The sequence below is a fragment of the Fibrisoma montanum genome (assembly GCF_003583365.1).
Taxonomy (GTDB): domain Bacteria; phylum Bacteroidota; class Bacteroidia; order Cytophagales; family Spirosomataceae; genus Fibrisoma; species Fibrisoma montanum.
Genome location: NZ_QXED01000001.1, coordinates 932,908 through 952,670, shown reverse-complemented (window position 1 = coordinate 952,670; position 19,763 = coordinate 932,908). Strand labels below are relative to the sequence as shown.

Sequence of the window (19,763 nt, the reverse complement as noted above, 5' to 3'; positions counted from 1 at the left end):
CGGCTTGCTATATTACCTGACTGTGAAGGAATTGCTCGCTGGTATGAAGCGATTGTTAAGCTTCCGGGCTCCGCTGCTCGCCTGTTGCCCGACCGCTACGTCGTAATTGCTGTACCGTAGCCTTAATTCTACGGCCATAACAAACTCTTTATTGTTTCATATATGAGCCAGGTGAGTAAAGCAACTGGTTCATTCCGAATGGCTTAATTTATGATACAATCGATACTTGTATGTCCGTAGGTGTTGTTTCTTCGCACGAACCTGCTCAACCAGACGTAATCTCACAATGGGCATCGGGCCTGAAGAATTCGCTCGGTCAGAACAGGAACCGGACGGTCGCTGCTCTTCAGTTTTCGACCGGTCTCCTGGAAATCTGCCTCGATACAACTTCGTTCTGGATTATATACAGCTTTCCGACCGGTGGCAAGGTGGCCATCCGGGCCTGTTATGATCCTCAGGCGCTGTATGACTACACCAGTCAGGAAGATGGTGACCGCGCGCTGGGTTTTCGGATTAACGGGGCGCTTGGCCAATTTCACGTACGGCTCGAACTGCTCGACAACGACCGGCCTTTTCTCCGCTATACGACGTCGCTTCGGCCAGCGAGCGCGTTTACGGTGCAGTCGTTTCCGCGGGATGTGTACCTGCTCGACAAAACCTACGATCCGCTGAAAACCGAGGGCGTGGTTCATATTACGCAGAATGGCCCGACATCGGGGCTGGCGTATGTGTCGTGCCTGAAACCAAAAGGCCCAACGCTTTTTTACTTCCAGAACCTAACGGCGCTCAACGACTTTTTTGAACAGACCCGGACCGAACCGAGCAGCGTAGTCGGCGCGAAGTGGCCGGAGCTGGGCTTGTCGCTCCCCTCGTCGGATACGCCACTGGCCAAACACCGGGACGTTGTTATTTCGGACGCGTTTCTGACGTTACGTGCTGATACACCTAAAGACGATTACCAGACAGCTGACTGGTTCATTGATGAATTTGCCCGCGTGTACCGGCTGCTCGACAAACCGGCGACAGCGTATTACGACTGGCCTCAGGCGGCCGACAAAACCATCCGGTCGCTGAGCCGCTCATCGGCCTGCTATCAGCGGATCAACAACCGCTTTTACCTCAATGCCTACGTTGGCTCTTCGGAAAAACCACCCGAGAGCATGGTGCAATTGTGCGTGCTGGTGCCGATGCTGGCCTACCAGGCGTGGAAAGGGCGTCCGTCAAAACTGGCCGAACAACTGCGCCAGAACGTACCGTCCTTTTACCGTGACGATCTGAAAACGGTGGTTCGGTGGTTGCCTGGCCGGCCATTTCGGAAGTCGGACTTGAGCGAGGAAGAAGACCATAATAAAATGGACTCCTGGTATCTGTTTCATATCCTGATGAACCTGGGGCGCCTGGCGCTGCAGGGCGACGAAACAGCCAGGGAAATATTCTTGAAATCCCTCGATTTCGCCATTGAAGCTGCGCATCGATTCAAGTATGAGTGGCCGGTTTTCTACCACGTGAAAACGCTGGAAATCTTGAAAAGTGAAACCAAACCCGGCGAGAAAGGTGAGCAGGATGTGCCGGGGGTGTACACCTACGTAATGATGCAGGCCTTCGAACTAACGAACGACGACCGCTATTTACGCGAAGCGGAACTATCGGCGGGTAAGCTGGTCGGCAGTGGATTTAACCTCCTCTATCAGACGAACATTACCATTATGAGCGCAGTGGCTCTGGTCAAGTTGTGGAAAACGACCGGAAACCGGTTGTACTTCGACCTGAGCCGGCTCTGTATTGCCAACACCATCGCCAAGATGTGGGTCTGGAACGGTACGTTCGGCTTCGGCAAAAATTACAATACGTTCATGGGGGTTTCGTGCCTGAAAGATGCCAGCTATATCGCGGCTTACGAGGAAGGGGAGTCGTTTGCCACTGCGCTCGACTACCTGCGCCTTTTGGGTTCTGACGCGTCGCCTTCGCTTAGTCTGATGCTGGCTGAATACATGAAGTACCTGATCAACCGGGGCCGGTACTACTACCCGTATGAACTCCCCGGCGAGGCCGTGGCCGATCAGTCCAAAGAAGGTCAGATTCGTCGTCAGCTAACGATTCCGCTCGAAGATCTGCGCACCGGCTGGCAGCAGGCCGGACAGGTTGGCCAGGAGGTATACGGCAGTGCGAGCGCTTTTGTGGCCGCGGCCTATGCCTACCAGCGCCACGAAAGAATGCCGCTGACGATCTTTGTTGAGTACCCCGTTATAGAATCCGGCTTTCGGGATAGCCGGCCTGATACGGGCGAATACTTTATGCACCTCGCTGGTGTGCCTGAGTTGGCCTGCCGGTTACGAATTTTTCCAAACCACGGGTCCCTGCCTAATGTTCGGGTGTTTACCGACTCGGAGACACCGCACGAAATTCTACAGAAAAACCGAACCCAAACCTACATTGACTATGAAGTCGTGGGTGGAACGCGGTACCGCATCGAATGGCAAACGGGTCGGCGCAAACGCTCAACCAAGAAATCCTAATCAACCAGAAACACAACGTTATGGAAAGTCAGCACATACACACGAAGACAGAGTCCCTGGAGGGCAAACGAATTCTGATTACGGGTGGCACGACGGGCATCGGCCGGGCCACAGCGATTTTGCTGGGTTCGTACGGCGCCAAAATCTTTACGCTGGGGCGGCATCAGGAGCAGCTGGACGAAGCGCTGACGCAGATCCGGCAGGCGGGCGGACAGGCCGAAGGCATACTCGCGGATATGTCGAAGCAGGCCGATATCGAGCGCGTTTTTCAGCAGGCAGACCAGACGCTGGGTGGGCTGGATATTCTGATCAACAACGCAGCCCTGGCCGCTGAAGGCATCGGCGAAATGGAAACCGAAGATTGGCGGTATGCGCTCGAAACCAATATGCTGGGCTACATCGGCTGCACCAAGGAAGCCGTTACGCGCATGCAGCAACAGCAGAAAGGCCACATCGTTTTCATTGGCTCAATGAGTGCCGTTGGTCGCGAGGCCGGAAGTTCGGTGTACGTGGCTACTAAAACCGGCATCCAGGGCTTCGCTGAATCGTTGCGCAAGGAAGTGAACGAACTGGGCATTAAGGTCAGCCTGATCGAACCCGGAAAAGTAAAGGCGGATATTCACGGAACAAGTGCCGACGAGCAGGAAGAGGAAATTGCCAAAGAGCAAATGCTGCTGGCCGAAGACATCGCCGTTGCCGTCCACTACATCCTCACCCAGCCCCACCGCTGCGACGTGGTTGGGCTACAGATTCGGCCGCATAAGCAGGCGATTTAAGCCCATACATTGTTCCAATTTTGCTTAGGCGTACTGGGGTTGATGGGGTGACGTAGTGTCAGGTTCAAAACCAATCACTACGTCAACCTATCAACCCCGGTGCGACCGCTTGCTGTCTATGAACTTTTCAACCGATTTTATCATCTTCGGCCCCAACGACGTTGACCTGCAGTATTCACCCCTGCGCCGGACGATTCAGGCTGATACGTATGTGCTGGGGGCGTTTAACCCCGGTCTGACGCGGTTGCCGAACGGGAATCTGCTCATCATGATCCGGGTCGCCGAAGCACTACGTCAGCCGATTGTCGGGACGCAGATTCATAACATCCGATGGGATTCGGAGCGTGGCTACGTACTGGATGCCTATGACCTAAACGCCGTCAATGCCGCCGACCCCCGGAAGTTTCAAATTCTTGATTACCCCTTCAGGGTGATGGCGCTTACGTCGCTGTCGTGGCTGCTACCGGTTGAACTGAATGAAGACGGTACCGAAGTGCGGCAGATTCACTACGACAAGATCATCGCACCCCAGCGGTCGTATCAGGAGTATGGTGTCGAAGATGCCCGCATTACCAAAGTTGATGATACGTACTACATGACGACCTGTTCGGTCAGTGCCGAACGACACTGCACTACGTTGTATACGTCAACCGACGGACTAAACTACACCCTGCAGGGTATCATCCTTGACCATCAGAATAAGGACATGGTGCTGTTCGAGGGTAAGGTCGACGGGATGTTCTACGCCCTTACCCGGCCGCTTGGCGACCTGTATTTTGCCTATGCACCCGATAGCCCGTATCTGCCCGGCCCGGCCATTCACCTGTCGGAGTCGCCCGATGCGCTGCACTGGAAACCCGTCGATGAGCCGTTTATCCGGGCGCGTAAAGCGTCGTCGTCTACCTCGAAGATTGGCGGAGGCACGCAGCCCATCCGAACGGATACGGGCTGGCTGCTGCTGTATCACGGTGTAGAGCGGCACGGCGTTGTTGGTATTTACAGTACGTTCTGGGCGTTGCTGGACGCCAACCAGCCCGCCCGAATCCTGCGGCTGGAGGATCAGACGCCCATCCTCTCCGCCCGGCCTGACCTACTGGAACACCTGAAAGACCAGATCTACGTCACGGATGTCGTGTTCACAACCGGCATCATCGACGCGGGCGATTACTACGTGGTGGCATCCGGCGAAGCGGACTTAGCCTGCCGCATTACGCATCTGCCGAAGTCGGTGTTTGCGTAGGCAGGCGAATAGTAAATTCTGTTCCCTCGCCTTCCTGACTGACTACGGTCATCTCGCCACCATGCCCTTTTGTGACGATGTCGTAGGCAAGGGATAAACCAAGTCCCGTGCCTTGTCCGGTAGGTTTTGTGGTGAAGAACGGCTGAAAAATTTTGCGCTTAACCGATTCTGGTATGCCTGTACCATTATCCCGGACGCAGATAATTACGTTGTCAACGTGGCGCTGGGTCTGCACCGTGACTGTTGGCTGGTACTCGGCATTCCGTTGCTCACCGTTTGTACGAGCCTTTTCCTGTACGGCATAAAAGGCGTTGTTGTACAGATTGAGCAGCACCCGGCCAATGTCCTGGGTTACTACCTCTACGTTCGGCAAGGAGGGGTCGTAGTTAGTAACAAGCTGGCAGTTGAACAATTTGTCTTTTGCCCGCAGACCGTGGTAGGCCAATCGTAAGTATTCGTCAGCGAGGGCATTCATGTCGGTGATTTGCTTTTCGCCGGTGCTGGCGCGGCTATGCTCAAGCATTCCCTTCACGATGGCGTCAGCCCGGCGACCATGGTGGCGAATCTTGCCCAGGTTTTGGTGCAGATCAGCCAGGATTTCCTCTTCTAACGCTTCGTCACGTTGGCCTTTGTGTCGTTCTTCATTTAACTCGTCCAGCAATTCCTCACTCACTTCGGCAAAGTTGTTAACGAAGTTAAGCGGGTTCTGAATTTCGTGGGCGATACCGGCCGTCAGTTCGCCGAGCGATGCCAGCTTTTCTTTCTGAATAAGTTGATCCTGGGTAGCTCGCAGCGTTTCGAGCGATTGCTGTAGTTCGGCCGTGCGTTCCTTAACCTGCTGCTCCAGTCGTTCGTTCTGGCTGGCAATGAGCCGGCTGCGCTCAATCTCGCGCTCTTTTTCGAGCTGTTCTTTTTCGATAGCCTGCTGCACTACCTGCCGGCGCGTCATATTGTAGCGGTTGATGAGCGCTCCCGAAAAGAAAATGATCATCCAGGCAAAGCAGATCGTCTCGGCGTATTCAAAGATTGGCGGTAGATACCGGTTAATATTGATCTGATAGTAGATGCGAGCAAAAGTTCCTACCAACGTATAGCTCCACCAAAAGAACAGTTGTAAAATGGCGATGAACACGTAGCGCGCATCCGCTACGTCTCGTTTCATCATTCGATACGTCAATACTAGACAGAGAACATAGACCACCCGAATAATTACCTCCAGCGCCAGGTACATTTCTATCTGCGGAACTAAGGCGTAGCGATAAGAGATGATCTGGAAAATATTCATCAGCACCGTTAGCACCAACGTAACGGTTATAGCTTTGCTTAGTGAAGCGAGCTGGGCGTCAGGCTGTACAAACTGCCGGATCGATTGAACGAAAAATACAAAGAACGTAATGAAAAAGAAGGTGGATACAAATCTGAACGCATAAGGATACTCGCCGAAAAAAGTGGCCTGGATATAGCTCGAATTACGGTCCAGAACAAAGAAGAGCAAACAAACGGCAAAATACAGGTATACCTTCTCTTTCGTAGAGTAGAAGATAGTCAGATTATAGATTGCGGCTAAGAGCAGTATCCCGATCGCTATTCCTGCAAACCAGAAATCTTTCCACCCGTCTTGTCCCCGAAAATAGCTGACAATGTTATCCTTATAGCCTTTTTCGGTTTGAAAATAAGCTGATAAATACGTTATGGGTTCGTTCCATAGGGCAGTTTCGGTACGTTTATAGATAACTGTCTCCTGTCCCGGCGCAAGGGATAACGGCAAACGGCTCTGCTCCTGCAAACCTTCATAAACCGGTAGCTGGCTATCGGGCACGAGGTAACCCGTACGTTGATGCTGCCAGCGATTGAGGGAGTCGCGCCAGTACATATCGAAGTAATCTGCGACGCCCGACAAATAAAGATGAACCGAATGGGGGCGATCGTTCTTTAACCTCATCCGCTGCCAGTAGAAATGCGCGACCCGGTACTTGTCGTATAGCTTCGCGTATCGAAACCCGGTACTACGTTGCGCCTGATCGAAGGTCAGCGTTCCTCCTGGGTCTTCCAGCACCTGAAAATGCGCCGTATCCAGCGAAAAAGTGGCTGTATCGGTTTTTATGGTATACACCGGTGGCCAGTCGCGTTGCGCCAACGTACTGGTTAGGAGAATGAACCAAAAGAAAAGGGTTAGGCAGGTATTTTTCACGCACTACAGTTCATTAAAAGACGTCCAACTCCCGGACAGCCAGCCAGCTCATCAACCCGGCGCCCGTTTCCAGGGCCGCTTCGTCGATGTCGAAGGTTGGCGTATGAACGCCCGAGATGATGCCACGCGCTTCGTTGCGGGTACCGAGCCGGTAGAAGCAGGAATCGACAACCTGCGAGTAGAACGCGAAGTCTTCGCCGGCCATCCAGAGATCAAGGTCAATGACGTTGTCGGCACCCATGTACTCAACGGCCTGCGCCCGCAGCCGACGGGTCAGTTCGGGGTGATTCTTGAGGAAGGGATAACCGCGAACGATGGTGAACTCACAGCTTCCGCCCATGGCTTCGGCCATACCTTCGGCCAGCTTCTTCATGCGTTCCAGGCCCTTCTCGCGCCATTCCTCGTTCATGCACCGGAACGTCCCCTGAATCGTTACCTCGTTGGGAATCACATTCGTAACACCGTCGGCGATGAACCGACCAAACGACAGCACCGATGGGCTGGCCGGGGGGCGGTTACGGCTGATGATCTGCTGCAGGGCCACGATGATGTGCGACGCAATCAACACCGGATCGACCAGCGTGTCGGGCATGGCACCGTGCCCGCCTTTGCCTTTCACGGTCAGGTACAGTTCGTCCGTGCTGGCCATGTACATACCCTCGCGGAAGCCAATTTTACCCACCGGGATGTTCGGCGCTACGTGCTGGCCAATCATACTGATCGGGGCCGGGTTTTCCAAAACGCCGTCTTTAATCATCAGGGAGGCCCCGCCGGGCGCTTTCTCCTCGGCCGGCTGAAACACCAGCTTCACGGTGCCTTCGAACTGGTCGCGCAGGACGTTCAGGATACGGGCCACACCCAGTAGTGACGCCGTATGTGCATCGTGTCCGCAGGCATGCATAACCCCCTCGACGGTCGATTTGTACGGTACGTCGTTGGCTTCGTGGATGGGCAGGGCGTCCATGTCGGCCCGTAGCCCAACGACTTTGCGGGTAGGGTTTTGGCCTTCGATGATCGCCACCAGCCCCGTACCGGCAATGCCTTCCTGGGGCGTCAGGCCGATGGCTTTGAGCTGGTCGGCTACGTAGGCCGCCGTATTATGTTCATGAAACGATAATTCGGGGTGGGCGTGCAGATGTCGACGGGTAGCAACAATGTCGGCAGCGTATTGACGGGCTAGCGATTTTATGGCGTCTTGCATAAGTGGCTGGGCCAAGCTCCAGCTTGGCCGTGAATATCTTGACAGGCCAAGCTGGAGCTTGGCCCGGACGAATTATTGCGTTGTTAAAAACTGATAATCACTGACAATCGTTTCCAGAAACGCACGGCTGTGTAAGTCGCTCCGGATGCCGGTCACCTCTTTGATCTTTTCGGCGGTACGATCCTGTACGGTGGCGTCGCCCCGGCGCAGGGCTTCACGCACGATGGCAATGTCGCGGTCCGACAGCAGCCGGACATCCGGAAACTGCACGTAGTAGTCCGTTCGCAGGGGCTGATACACAACATCGCTGAGCGATACCGCCGGTTTTAGTTTAACGACGGTTGTGCCGGCGGCAATATCCCCAACGCGCTGTCCTTTACCGTTGGCTGCGATGGCAATGACCGCAACGAGCCCACCGAAGAGCCGCGTATCGACAATGCGCAGCAGCCACCGCAGCAGATAAGCGCCCAGCCCGGGCTGCGACCCGTCGAGCATTACAACGCGGATGCCCAGGGCAATCTTACCGACACTGCGGCCATTGAGCAGCCATTCGCAGACCAGATCATAAATGAAAATGGGCAGGATCACGATGAGCCCTACGTAAAAATTGCCCGGCCGGATACTCAGCGCGGCCGGAATGCCCAGCGTCACGGTCAGCCAGCCCAGAAACACCACGTAATCCAGCAGCGTGGCCAGGATCCGGTCGCCGACACTGGCCGGTTCGTATTCTAACAGAACGTTTTGGGAGGTCTGGATCGCAACGGACATAGAACGCGGTATGAGTTGGGCAAGTGACTGTCGGCAACGGTTCGTTGGCTGTGGTTCACCGGCTTTACAAAATTAGTACGCATATACTTTGCCGTTCGCATAAAAATCGCCAATTTTTCAATCGCAGTCCAGTAACTAGCCGTTGATACAAACTGTACGGGCCAACTCTCAACCAACTTACCCATGCGCGAAGCTGCTTTCGTTAAACGCAACACGGACAAATGGCGCGATATTGAGCAAAACCCGACCAATGATCCGGACGAACTGACGGCCCGTTACGTAGAACTGACCGACGATCTGTCGTATGCCCGGACCTTTTATCCCGACTCGACCGTAACCCGTTACCTGAACGGACTGGCCGCGCAGATGCACCGGGGGCTGATGCAGAACCGGCGCGACGACCGCAATCGGTTTCTGACGTTCTGGACGCACGAACTGCCCTTTCTGTTCCGGCAGTCGCACCGGCTGCTGTTTATCTCGTTCCTTATATTTTTTGTGGCCTGCGTGCTGGGCTGGGTGTCGGCCGCGCACGACAATACGTTCGTGCGGCTGATTCTGGGCGATCAGTACGTGAACATGACGCTGGAGAACATCAAAAAAGGCGACCCGCTGGGCGTTTACAACAGCGACGACCAGGCAACGATGTTTTTACAGATCACCCTCAACAACATCTTTGTCTCGTTCCGTACGTTCGTGTTCGGTCTGTTTGCATCGGTCGGCACCATGGCAATGCTGTTTTTCAACGGCGTCATGCTCGGATCATTCCAGTACTTTTTCTACGAACGGGGGCTGCTGCTGGAGTCGGTGCTGAAAATCTGGATACACGGAACCCTCGAAATTTCGGCGATTGTCATTGCCGGTTGCGCCGGGCTGACGGTAGGGAATAGCCTGCTGTTTCCGGGGACGTACCCGCGGCTGGTATCCTTCCGGCGGGGCATCAAGCAAGGACTTAAAATTGCGGTTGGCCTGGTACCAATCTTCATCATGGCTGGTTTCCTCGAAAGCTTCGTTACCCGACTAACCTTACCACCGCTTGTCAGCGCCAGCATTATTCTGATGTCGGCGGCTTTCATCATCTGGTATTTTATTCTCTATCCTATCCAGCTTAATCGTCGTTCCCGTTTATGAATCAGCTTGTTGTGCTGCATCGCCGGCGAAATTTTACGGAGATTCTCAACGTATCGTTCGAGTACCTCGTCCGGCATTACCGAACCCTGCTGACGCCCATGCTGGTTGTCGCCAGTATCATGAGCTTGCTGGTGAGCATTGCCACGCGGGTATTCCAGATGGGTTTGCTGGTACGCGCCCGAACCACAATCTCAATGCCGACGGGTCGATCCTCTTACTGGAGTTTGATGGCGCCAATCGTCACCCCTTCGTATTGGATTCTTCTGGGGTTGTCTTTGCTGAGCGGGGTGCTGGTGAGTATGATTGTGTACAGCCACGTACTCAGCTATGAAGAAAATCCGGATGAGCCCATTACGGTCGGCAGCGTCATGAGTTGGTTCGAGGCCAAATGGTTCAGGGTGGTGCCTGTTGCGCTGGTCAGTGGTTTGCTGGTAATGACCGGCCTTCTGCTGTTTCTGATACCTGGTATCTATTGCGCCGTTGCGCTGAGTTTGATCACTTTTGTCGTGATGCGCGAAGACCTGGGGCTGGTTAGTGCCATACGCCGTTGTTTTGCCCTGATTGCCGGCAACTGGTGGTTAACGCTGGGCGTTATCCTGATTATGTGGGTTATTAGCTTTGTTGTGCATACGGGCACGAACGCAATCGCTCTGGCTGCGCTGGGACGTACCTATCTGGCTAATCCAATAATTCAGGTGATCACCAGTACGGTGATGGGTGTGTTTGGGGCGTTGCTCAGTGCTCCGCTTTACCTGGCCCTGGCGTTCCAGTATTACAACTTGCTGGAACGGAAAGAAAGTATCGGCTTGCTTAATCAGGTGGAAGCCATCGGCATCGCGCCGGATCGTCAGCCTCATCCGGCCGACGAATGATTCATCCATCAACCTTAGTTTACCATGATTCAGCTTTTTCAACAACGTGACTTTGGCGATAAGATAAATGCCACTTTTACGTACCTGACCCAGCAGTTTCGCAGCCTGAGCCTGGCGTTGCTGTACATTGCCGGCCCGGTGGCGCTGGCGTCGGGAATTATGGCGGGTGTTATCCAGTCCAACATCCTGGAGTTTTCGCGACCGTCGGACGAGGCTGCCGGCAGCTTTCGGTTGATTGGTCTTACGAGTATGATCTTCTCGCCGGTGTTCTGGTTGATGGTCCTGGCCAGTGTGCTGGCTAATCTGATGGTGGCGCTCATCACCTACGCGCACCTGAAACTGTATGAGCGGACAAAAGGCGGGCCGATAACCGTAGCGGATGTCTGGACCGAGGTGCAGCCCGTGCTCGGACGTGGACTCATTATTTCGGTGCTCGGGTCCATCATTACGTTCATCGGCTTTTTGTTTTTCTTCATTCCCGGCATCTACGTCGCGGTTGTCTTTTCGCTGGCCTTGGCCGTTACGTCTTTCGAAGGCACTGATTTCGGCCAGACCTGGGACCGGTGCTTCAGACTGATTCGGGAAAAGTGGTGGTCAACGTTCGGGCTGCTGGTTGTCATGGGTATTATTGTGGGCATCATAGGGCTGTTGTTTTCCATGCCAAGCACCATCATCGGTGGATTGGTGGCGGCTGATCTGCTGCCCGACCTGTCGCGCGTGTGGGTGGTAGTGGCCAACGTAATCAGTACGGTTGGCCAGGCTTTGCTGAACAGTTTGGTTTTTCTGGCGGTAGGATTTCAGTATACAAATCTGGTTGAACGGCAGGAAGGGCGGGGATTGCTGTCGGCAATCGACTCCATCGGTACTTCACCGGCTCAACCGCGTGCTAACGATGAAGGTGACTTTTAAGGCAATAGCCGGCCTGACCGGCCGGCGGTTTGTGCTGTACGCGCTGCTGCTGGGCTGGTTCGTGGCAGCAGCACCCGCCACCGCCCAGACCACACCGCCCCGGCCACAACGCGCTGCCGAGGGTCAGGATGACAGGGGGCAGGGACCGCGTGTTCGGTATCCGTCCGAAGAACGACTGAGCGACTACCGCGACGACCGTGACTACCAGTACGGCCGCGATCCGGCTCCACCCGACAATCCAATCGCTCGATTCTGGCAGTGGATACTGGGCAAAATCACTGATTTTCTACGTAGTGATTCGTACCGGAACGTCTGGCAATACGTGATGCTGGCGGTCATTGCGGCCCTGGTCATCTACCTTCTCCGGAAGGCCGAGGTGCTGGGCTTTCTGTTTCCCGGTAAGGCGCAGGCCACGGAGCTTGATTATGAAACGCTGACCGAAAACATCCACGCCATTCCTTTTGACGAAGCCATCGACGAAGCCGTGGCCCAGCGAAACTTCCGGCTGGCAGTGCGGCTCCTGTATCTGAAAACGTTGAAACAACTGACCGATCAGGAACGTATTGCGTATAAACCCGACAAAACAAATCGGCAGTACGTTTACGAACTGGCCGGGTCTCCGCTTCAGGCTGATTTCGAAGCCCTGACGCAGCAGTTTGAATACGTCTGGTACGGCGACTTTCCGGTAGATGAAGCCAGATATGAACAGATAAGCCATAGTTTCCGGCAATTTTTTGCGGTGAAGCAGCCGGTACGTGATTAACCAACCAGACCGTTGAGACCGAACAAATACCTCCTTATCCTGCTGGCGACCATAACGGTGTATGCGTTGTTCGAGTATTACCGGCCGAAGCCGATCAACTGGCAGCCGACGTACGAAAACGACGACAAGATTCCGTTTGGCACCAAAGTATTGTATGACCTGATGCCGGAGGTTATGCAGCCAGACGTCCGTACAGTGCGACTACCGGTATATAACCACCTGACCGAAACACCGTTGCCCGGCCGGAGTAATTACGTGTTCATCTGCCGCGATTTCGATGCCGACGGCAACGATCTCCGGCAACTGTTTGCCTATGTCCGGAAGGGTAACAATGTGCTTGTCTCGGCGTATTACGTACCCGACAGCCTGAGCCGGGTGCTGGGCTTTAAAGCCGAAGTGAAAGCCCCTATTCTGAGCGACACGACGCTGGTCAATAATTTTGTAAATCCAAACCTGCGCAAACCAGGGGGGTATAATTTCTTCCACGACGACGGCCGGAACTACCTGAAGCTACTAAAGCCACAGCAGATAACCGTTCTGGGTCGTAATGCCCGTGGGGAGCCGGTGTTCATCCGGGTACCGTATGGAAAGGGGCAGTTCCTGATTCATAACCTGCCGCTGGCGTTTACGAACTACTACGTACTGAGCCCCAAAACGTCGGACTACGCCTTCAAGGCCCTGTCGTATCTGCCCACCTTGCCGACCTACTGGGACGAATACCAGAAACAGGGGCGCTTCGATGAGGAGCAGCAGTCGATTTTACGCTACGTCCGAACGCAGCCGGCTTTGAACTGGGCGTATTACCTGGTCGTTGTCGGCCTGATCGTGTACGCCATTTTTGCCGGTAAGCGGACGCAGCGGGTGATTCCGGTGGTGGAGCCACCCCAGAATACCTCACTGGATTTTGTAAAGACGGTCGGTCGGTTGTATTTTCAGCAGGGCGATCATGATAACATGACCCGCAAAAAAATGCAGTACTTTCTGGCCGAACTGCGTGAACGATACGGCCTGAACACAACCGTACTGGATCGGGAGTTCACCGAAACACTGGCTCGGAAAAGTGGTGTTTCGATGGAGGAAGCCGCCGAACTGGTACGACTCCTGCGCAACACCCAGGCGAGTATTTCGCTGTCGGAATATGATTTGCTTACCCTGAACCGGGCTATCGAAAAATTCAACCAAACCATCTGAATCGGGCTTCCGCTGCGTTAATCTGATTGTAAACCGCAAAGCGTTCATGCGTACAAAATCAGGTTAATCAGCCAAATCCCGGTCTGAAAACACTTTATGACTCCGCTTGAAACTCGTCTGGATTTAACCAGTTTAACCGTCGCCGTTGATGCCATCCGCAGCGAGGTCAGTAAAGTTATTGTCGGTCAGCAGCAGACCCTTGACCTGTTGCTGACGGCCCTGCTCGCCGATGGCCACGTCCTGATCGAAGGCGTACCGGGCGTTGCTAAAACCCTTACTGCCAAGCTGCTGGCCAAAACTATTTCTGTGCAGTTCAGTCGCATTCAGTTTACGCCTGATCTGATGCCGTCTGACGTGCTGGGTACGTCGGTTTTTACGCCCAAAACCGGCGATTTTACGTTCAAACAAGGCCCTATTTTCGCCAACATTGTTCTGATCGACGAAATCAACCGGGCTCCGGCCAAGACCCAGGCCGCCTTGTTTGAGGTCATGGAAGAGCGACAGGTGACTAACGACGGCACTACGTACCGGCTGGATGAGCCGTTTATGGTGCTGGCCACGCAAAACCCGATTGAGCAGGAGGGAACGTACCGCCTGCCCGAAGCGCAACTGGACCGGTTTCTGTTCAAGATCGTGGTGGGTTACCCAGCCCAGGCCGACGAAGTGAACATCCTCCGTGGCCATCACGAACGCCGGAGTGCCGGCTACCGAAACCTGACCGATGCGGTGGAAGCGGTCACGTCTGTGCTGTCGGCCGAACAGTTGACAACGCTGCGCGGCCAGGTTCACCAGGTCCACGTTGAAGATAAGCTGTTTGATTACATTGCCCAGATTGTGCAATCGACCCGGGCGAATAAATCACTGTATCTGGGCGCATCACCGCGGGCGTCGGTGGCGTTGCTGAACAGCGCCAAAGCGCTGGCTACGCTCCGGGGCCGCGACTTTATCACGCCCGAAGATGTTCAGGAACTGGCTGCGCCGGTGCTTCGTCACCGGGTGCTGCTGACGCCCGAGCGCGAAATGGAAGGGGGTACCGCCGACGACGTGATTGCGCAGTTGCTGCAAAAAGTGGAAGTGCCGCGATGAAAGTTGTTCGGTCAGTCCTGGTACTTTGGTTGACGACGGTTGTCAGCACTGGATTTGGGCAAACGCCGATACGGGAGCAATTGATAGGGACGTGGATTGGTCTTGGTGTTCAGTACGACGACTCCTTCTACCGGCCGTATCCGATCAGTATGACACTGACGGCCGACAGCAGTTACGTGCTACGTCTGATTGACCAAAATCCGCCAGCGCGACGTGCTACCTGGTCGTTCGGCAACCGGTCAATACGGTTAGATACCAGCACTTACAAGGTTGGTCAGTGGACGCTGACCGCTGATACGCTTCGCCTGACGGGAATCTATCCGCTTTCGTTTCAGCGGCTAACCGACATAGCCATCGATTCCGTGCTGGCTTACCAGACACTCCTCGGCCACGTCTGGACAACCGACAGTTTGCGTTATGCGCTGCATGCCGGCGGGTCAGCCTGCCTTGAGAACACCAAAACGGGCGATATTGCCATCCACTGTTGGCGATTGGCGAAGGTTGGGCAATCTGTTTTCCTGGTTATAAAAGGCAACCAGCAGGGTTGCGAGGGCAACTTTCAATTTCCCCTTCAAATCATGCAGGTTTCGCCTGAGGCTGTGGTGTGTATCGGCGGAAACGAACGAGGGACTGACCGGCTTGTGTTTCGACGGGGTGCCGCTTTGAAAGCCGGAGAAAGCTGTCAGCCCAAAGGCTTTCAACTGTGTAATAGCTACGCTTATCTCCCTTTTCATTTGTATCCGTATTACACGTACCGGCGCGGACGGCTCCATGCTATTCGCCAGGTAGTCGAACGGGAGTATAAGCCGATTAGCTTGCCCGGGCAATCAGGGCTGATCCGGTTTCGCTTTATGATTAACTGCATGGGCGAGGCAGGGCGGTTTGAGGTGCTTGAAGTCGACGAAGAGTACAAAACATCTCAGTTCGATATCCGCATTACAAGCCAGCTAGTAGACATCTGCCGCAATAAATTAACCGACTGGGAAGCTGGCCATCCAAATGGATATCCTGATTCACCTGCTGCTGATACCGTGTGCCTGCTCACGTTCCGGCTAAAAGATGGGATGATAACCGAAATCTTTCCATGAAATTTATCTTTCTCATGTCAATGTTTCTGATACCCATTCTTGCTTCGGCCCAGGACGAATCATCATTTGGCTGGATGAGTTGGACACTGGCCGTCAATGCCAAAGACACGGTGCCCGGCCAGTGGGAGGGCAGTGATCGGCTACGAGCTTGGCTAACGAAAAACAGTACAACAACGAAAGACAGCATCAGGAAAGCAGACCTTTATGGGTCTCGGGCGCTAATGGCCCTTAAACATGGTTACTATGACCTTGCCTTTGCTGATTATGAAATGTCGGCCAGACTAAACCCTAAAAGCCGGGGGCAAGTGGGGTGGCGCTACGTATTTCTACTGCGTGACTACGCACGCGCCCTGGCACACCTGGAAGCATTTGACGCGTTGACGCCCAACATCGACGATCCTATTGACGATTATTCGGTTAGTTATCTGAAAGGCCGGGCGCAGGCAGGTTTAAAGAACTATGAACAGGCTATTAAGGAGTATACTGTTGCTATTGCCAACCGCGAAAATCGGCACGGCCCTGAGTGGGTAGACTACCGCTATTCGGTCGCCCGCGCTGTCTCGTATCTGGGATTACGACAGGCTCAACATGCCTTAGTTGACTTGGACAAGGCGTTGAAGAATAACCCAAAAAGTGCCATGGCTCATTACCACCGGGGACGGGCACTACAACTACTGGGCCGCAACTCGGAAGCGCGGGAAGCGTACCGGGATGCCTTGTTTTTCGTCCGCAGCCAGCCGTTTGAACGGGATTTTTACTACGAGCAGCCCGACGCAGCTTATGAAGGGCAGATTGAAGCCGCTTTACAGGCCTTAAAACCATAACGTAACATGGAAACAGGCTTTCAACGCATCAGGATTAGACTTGATACAACCCGCAAAAACACCGGTCACGTTATAAACTTCACGATGCGACGCTTATTTTATTGGCGCATCGCATCGGCAGTATCGTTGCTGACAAAGAGCAGACAAACGTCGGGCTGATTGTGGTAGAAGCATGAAGCGGTCGGGCAAAACTGGAGTGGCCGGGTGCTGGAACGGCAGATAAATGCCTTATACTACGGACGTCAATGTGATAAACTGCTGTTAAAATAAAACCACCGCATTTCTTGAAAACACTTCGCGCTTTGTTCATTTCTTCCCACACCTGGTCGATTCTTATCGGGTTTGTGCTGTTGTTTGTAGCGGCCTACGGTCTGCCAATTTTATTTCCGGTGGCTCAGGTAGGGTTTGCGGTATTCGTACTCCTGTTGCTGCTGGATGGGATGGCCCTGTTCCGTTCCCGAACTACGTCGGTTTTCGCCCGGCGCGAAGTGCCCGACCGGCTTTCAAACGGGGATGAGAATCCGCTTACCATCTACGTTGAAAACCGGTACCCGTTCCAGATCGACGCAGACGTAATCGATGAAATTCCGTTTCAGTTTCAGCGCCGGGACGTCCTGTTTCGGGTTCGGCTGAAGCCCCATGAAACCCAGGCTATCCGCTACGAACTCCGCCCAACGCGCCGGGGTGAATACAGTTTTGGGGCGGTCAACGTTTTTGTGCTTACTCCGCTTGGCTTGCTGAAACGGCGGTTTCAGTTCGAAAAAGAAAAGATGGTAGCCGTGTACCCCTCGTTTCTGCAAATGCGCCAGTATGAACTGCTGGCGGCAACCAACCGCCTGAACGAAGTAGGAATCAAGCGCATCCGGCGCATCGGCCACAGCATGGAATTTGAGCAGGTGCGCCCTTATTCAACCGGCGATGATGTCCGGACGGTAAACTGGAAAGCTACGGCACGCCGGACAGATGCCGGTGGGGCTACGTTGATGACCAACGCCTATCAGGATGAACGTTCGCAGCCGGTGTATTGCCTGATCGACAAGGGGCGCGTGATGCGGTCGCCGTTCGAAGGACTCACTCTGCTCGATTATGCCATCAATGCGTCGCTGGTGCTGAGTAACATCGCTCTGATCAAACAGGACCGGGCCGGAATCTTGACGTTTTCGGATCGAGTTGGCCAGTTGCTGCCCGCCGACCGTCGCACGGGCCACATGCTGAAGATTCTGGAACTGCTGTACCGGCAAAAGACCCGCTTTCTGGAATCAGACTACGAAGCCTTGTACGCGGCCGTTCGCACAAACATACGCCAGCGAAGCCTGCTGCTGCTGTTTACCAACTTCGAAACGCTGAGCGCAATGCACCGCCAGCTGCCTTACCTGCGTCGGTTAGCGAAAGACCACCTGCTGCTGGTTATTTTCTTCGAGAACACGGAACTGCGCAGCCTGCTGGATCAGCCCGCAACCGATACGGAGCAAATTTACCTCAAGACAATCGGCGAGAAGTTCGCGTTTGAAAAAAAGCAGATCGTGAAGGAGCTGCAGCAATACGGCATCCAGACCATCCTGACGGCACCCCAACATCTGACGGCCGATACGGTCAATAAATACCTGGAACTGAAAGCCCGGGGGATGATCTGATCAGTTGCCGGTGTCGGAGAGGCCACCTTTCACGCTCTCGTAATCGGACTTGATCCGGCCCACTTCCCGCGCCAGAAACGCTTGCAGCTGCTCGTTGAAGTCAGCTTTGTCGGCGTCGGAAAGCGATGCGTATAAATCCTTCAGCTCCTGATTGATTGCCGCCCGTTCAGCATCATCGGCCGCATTGATGGAGCGAATGTGGTATTTTCTGAAATCGAATTGCATTGAGTAGGCCCTGTGATCGGCCGGTCAGTTCTGTATGGTAAAGATAGCCATTGAAGGCTAAGTAGGCCAATAGATTTATCCATGTAGCGGCCTGCGGGCTCTACGTTCGGCCGAAACGGGTCGGGCTGAACGGCTCCAGCGGCTGGCTGACGGGCTGGTTGCTAATGACTTCGGCCACCAGTTTGCCCGTAGCGGGGCCCAGACTGACTCCCATCATACCGTGCCCCGTGGCCAGAGTGACATTACGCAGGTGATCGACCCGACCGATGTACGGCAGACCATCCGGCGAACAGGGCCGCAGACCCCGCCAGACGGTTTCGGTGGCGGGCATGGCTACGGGTAAGTCAGGATAGTACTGATTGACGGACTGCACAATACCCCGTACGCGGTTTGGATTCACCGACAAGTCCGTACCCGCAATTTCGAGCGTACCGGCAATGCGCAGATGACCGTTCATGGGTGTGGCCGTAGCCCGGGCTTCCAGCATGATGGCCGGTATCCGGATCGTTGCAGGGGGCTCAGTAAGCATAAAGCTGTATCCTTTTCCACCCTGAAGCGGCAACGACAGCCCCAGTTTTTTGGTCAGCTCCGGCGACCAGGCTCCGGCCGCCAGTACTACTTCGTCAAATTCATACGAACCTGCGTGCGTAACAACTGCCTTGATCGCTCCCCGTTCCAGGCGAAAATCCGTAACCGGTTCCTGCTCCCGGATTATTACGCCCATCCGACGCAACTGAGCGATAAGCCCGCTAATGAGTTGATTTGGGTATATGTGCGCGTCGCCGGGGTAGTATACGGCCCCACGAACCGTTAGGCGCGTTTCCGGTTCCAGATCCTGCACCTGCTGAGCCGACAGCACCTGCGCATCGATCCCGGCCCTGTTGGCTACGTCGGCTTCTTCGGCCATCTCGTGCTCAGCCTGGGGCGTTTTGTAGAGCATCAGTAATCCCCGCTCCGCCCAGCCAAACGCCATGCCCGAGTCAGTGGCCACATCCTGGTATAATCGTTTGCTCAGCAGACTAAGGTCACGGAGGATAGGTATTGAGCGCTCTACGTGTCCGGCCGTCGCGTTCTGACGGAAAAGCCAGCCCCAGCGGATCAGGTCGCGGTTAAGCCGGGGTTTGACGTAGAACGGACTGGTCGGACTGAGCATCCAGCGAACACCTTTGGCAATCATGCCCGGAGCCGCCAGCGGAATGATGTGGCTGGGCACAATCATGCCTGCGTTGCCGTGCGAACAACCATCGTCCAGGCTGCCTTTGTCCAGGAGAGTAACCTTGTGGCCTTCTTTTTGCAGGTAATACGCCGAAAACAACCCGCTGATCCCTCCGCCAATGATCCCAATCGTCAT

17 protein-coding genes are annotated in these 19,763 nt (G+C 54.6%); 12 read left to right on the top strand and 5 right to left on the bottom strand.

Going from position 1 to position 19,763, the window contains the following annotated elements:
- The first annotated feature begins 230 nt into the window (after positions 1-230).
- The 3 genes from DYU11_RS03960 to DYU11_RS03950 all read left to right on the top strand — a co-directional run bounded on the left by DYU11_RS03960 (position 231) and on the right by DYU11_RS03950 (position 4,532).
- Positions 231-2,516, top strand: coding sequence for a glycoside hydrolase family 88 protein (locus DYU11_RS03960; protein WP_119666322.1), 2,286 nt, complete (start codon positions 231-233; stop codon positions 2,514-2,516).
- Positions 2,517-2,536: 20 nt separating this feature from the next.
- On the top strand, positions 2,537-3,292 hold the full coding sequence (locus DYU11_RS03955) for an SDR family oxidoreductase (protein WP_119666321.1): 756 nt from the start codon (positions 2,537-2,539) through the stop codon (positions 3,290-3,292).
- 118 nt (positions 3,293-3,410) lie between these two features.
- Complete coding sequence (locus DYU11_RS03950) at positions 3,411-4,532, top strand: glycoside hydrolase family 130 protein (protein ID WP_119666320.1); 1,122 nt, start codon at positions 3,411-3,413, stop codon at positions 4,530-4,532.
- On the opposite strand, the gene DYU11_RS03945 is transcribed toward DYU11_RS03950, so the two are convergent.
- From DYU11_RS03945 to DYU11_RS03935, 3 genes are all read right to left on the bottom strand, one after another.
- Positions 4,501-6,723, bottom strand: a complete 2,223-nt coding sequence (locus DYU11_RS03945; protein WP_119666319.1) for a sensor histidine kinase — start codon at positions 6,721-6,723, stop codon at positions 4,501-4,503. The genes DYU11_RS03950 and DYU11_RS03945 overlap by 32 nt on opposite strands.
- Before the next feature lie 13 nt (positions 6,724-6,736).
- Positions 6,737-7,924, bottom strand: a complete 1,188-nt coding sequence (locus DYU11_RS03940; protein ID WP_119666318.1) for a M20 metallopeptidase family protein — start codon at positions 7,922-7,924, stop codon at positions 6,737-6,739.
- A gap of 72 nt (positions 7,925-7,996) precedes the next feature.
- Positions 7,997-8,692, bottom strand: coding sequence for an RDD family protein (locus DYU11_RS03935; RefSeq protein WP_119666317.1), 696 nt, complete (start codon positions 8,690-8,692; stop codon positions 7,997-7,999).
- 183 nt (positions 8,693-8,875) lie between these two features.
- Here DYU11_RS03935 and DYU11_RS03930 point away from each other — a divergent pair, with 183 nt between their 5' ends.
- From DYU11_RS03930 to DYU11_RS03890, 9 genes are all read left to right on the top strand, one after another.
- A complete protein-coding gene (locus DYU11_RS03930; RefSeq protein ID WP_119666316.1) occupies positions 8,876-9,820 on the top strand; it encodes a stage II sporulation protein M in 945 nt (314 codons plus the stop codon).
- Positions 9,817-10,692 (top strand): hypothetical protein, encoded by an 876-nt coding sequence (locus tag DYU11_RS03925; protein ID WP_119666315.1) that lies wholly within the window; start codon positions 9,817-9,819, stop codon positions 10,690-10,692. Before DYU11_RS03930 ends, DYU11_RS03925 begins: the two co-directional genes overlap by 4 nt.
- 24 nt (positions 10,693-10,716) lie before the next feature.
- A complete protein-coding gene (locus tag DYU11_RS03920) occupies positions 10,717-11,601 on the top strand; it encodes a DUF7847 domain-containing protein (protein ID WP_119666314.1) in 885 nt (294 codons plus the stop codon).
- Positions 11,585-12,364: a DUF4129 domain-containing protein gene (locus DYU11_RS03915; RefSeq protein ID WP_119666313.1), complete on the top strand. Its 780-nt coding sequence runs from the start codon at positions 11,585-11,587 to the stop codon at positions 12,362-12,364. The genes DYU11_RS03920 and DYU11_RS03915 overlap by 17 nt, the downstream gene beginning before the upstream one ends.
- A 12-nt stretch (positions 12,365-12,376) precedes the next feature.
- Positions 12,377-13,555 carry a DUF4350 domain-containing protein gene (locus tag DYU11_RS03910; RefSeq protein ID WP_119666312.1) on the top strand — a complete coding sequence of 393 codons (1,179 nt, stop codon included), beginning with the start codon at positions 12,377-12,379 and terminating at the stop codon, positions 13,553-13,555.
- 96 nt (positions 13,556-13,651) lie between these two features.
- Complete coding sequence (locus tag DYU11_RS03905; RefSeq protein WP_119666311.1) at positions 13,652-14,641, top strand: AAA family ATPase; 990 nt, start codon at positions 13,652-13,654, stop codon at positions 14,639-14,641.
- Complete coding sequence (locus DYU11_RS03900) at positions 14,638-15,729, top strand: hypothetical protein (protein WP_119666310.1); 1,092 nt, start codon at positions 14,638-14,640, stop codon at positions 15,727-15,729. The genes DYU11_RS03905 and DYU11_RS03900 overlap by 4 nt, the downstream gene beginning before the upstream one ends.
- Positions 15,726-16,553 carry a tetratricopeptide repeat protein gene (locus DYU11_RS03895; protein ID WP_119666309.1) on the top strand — a complete coding sequence of 276 codons (828 nt, stop codon included), beginning with the start codon at positions 15,726-15,728 and terminating at the stop codon, positions 16,551-16,553. Before DYU11_RS03900 ends, DYU11_RS03895 begins: the two co-directional genes overlap by 4 nt.
- 284 nt (positions 16,554-16,837) lie before the next feature.
- The gene (locus tag DYU11_RS03890; RefSeq protein WP_119666308.1) at positions 16,838-18,187 is read left to right on the top strand and encodes a DUF58 domain-containing protein; all 1,350 of its coding nucleotides are present in this window, start codon (positions 16,838-16,840) and stop codon (positions 18,185-18,187) included.
- Here DYU11_RS03890 and DYU11_RS03885 read toward each other — a convergent pair whose 3' ends face one another.
- Positions 18,188-18,412 (bottom strand): hypothetical protein, encoded by a 225-nt coding sequence (locus tag DYU11_RS03885; RefSeq protein WP_119666307.1) that lies wholly within the window; start codon positions 18,410-18,412, stop codon positions 18,188-18,190.
- Between the two features lie 100 nt (positions 18,413-18,512).
- Positions 18,513-19,763 carry an NAD(P)/FAD-dependent oxidoreductase gene (locus tag DYU11_RS03880; protein WP_119666306.1) on the bottom strand — a complete coding sequence of 417 codons (1,251 nt, stop codon included), beginning with the start codon at positions 19,761-19,763 and terminating at the stop codon, positions 18,513-18,515.

What these genes read in the sequence shown, in the direction of transcription:
- DYU11_RS03960 (WP_119666322.1), top strand. Translation starts at nt 231, where the DNA reads ATGTCCGTAGGTGTTGTTTCTTCGCACGAACCTGCTCAACCAGACGTA.
- DYU11_RS03955 (WP_119666321.1), top strand. Translation starts at nt 2,537, where the DNA reads ATGGAAAGTCAGCACATACACACGAAGACAGAGTCCCTGGAGGGCAAA.
- DYU11_RS03950 (WP_119666320.1), top strand. Translation starts at nt 3,411, where the DNA reads ATGAACTTTTCAACCGATTTTATCATCTTCGGCCCCAACGACGTTGAC.
- DYU11_RS03940 (WP_119666318.1), bottom strand. Translation starts at nt 7,924, where the DNA reads ATGCAAGACGCCATAAAATCGCTAGCCCGTCAATACGCTGCCGACATT.
- DYU11_RS03935 (WP_119666317.1), bottom strand. Translation starts at nt 8,692, where the DNA reads ATGTCCGTTGCGATCCAGACCTCCCAAAACGTTCTGTTAGAATACGAA.
- DYU11_RS03930 (WP_119666316.1), top strand. Translation starts at nt 8,876, where the DNA reads ATGCGCGAAGCTGCTTTCGTTAAACGCAACACGGACAAATGGCGCGAT.
- DYU11_RS03925 (WP_119666315.1), top strand. Translation starts at nt 9,817, where the DNA reads ATGAATCAGCTTGTTGTGCTGCATCGCCGGCGAAATTTTACGGAGATT.
- DYU11_RS03920 (WP_119666314.1), top strand. Translation starts at nt 10,717, where the DNA reads ATGATTCAGCTTTTTCAACAACGTGACTTTGGCGATAAGATAAATGCC.
- DYU11_RS03915 (WP_119666313.1), top strand. Translation starts at nt 11,585, where the DNA reads ATGAAGGTGACTTTTAAGGCAATAGCCGGCCTGACCGGCCGGCGGTTT.
- DYU11_RS03905 (WP_119666311.1), top strand. Translation starts at nt 13,652, where the DNA reads ATGACTCCGCTTGAAACTCGTCTGGATTTAACCAGTTTAACCGTCGCC.
- DYU11_RS03900 (WP_119666310.1), top strand. Translation starts at nt 14,638, where the DNA reads ATGAAAGTTGTTCGGTCAGTCCTGGTACTTTGGTTGACGACGGTTGTC.
- DYU11_RS03895 (WP_119666309.1), top strand. Translation starts at nt 15,726, where the DNA reads ATGAAATTTATCTTTCTCATGTCAATGTTTCTGATACCCATTCTTGCT.
- DYU11_RS03885 (WP_119666307.1), bottom strand. Translation starts at nt 18,412, where the DNA reads ATGCAATTCGATTTCAGAAAATACCACATTCGCTCCATCAATGCGGCC.
- DYU11_RS03880 (WP_119666306.1), bottom strand. Translation starts at nt 19,763, where the DNA reads ATGACGATTGGGATCATTGGCGGAGGGATCAGCGGGTTGTTTTCGGCG.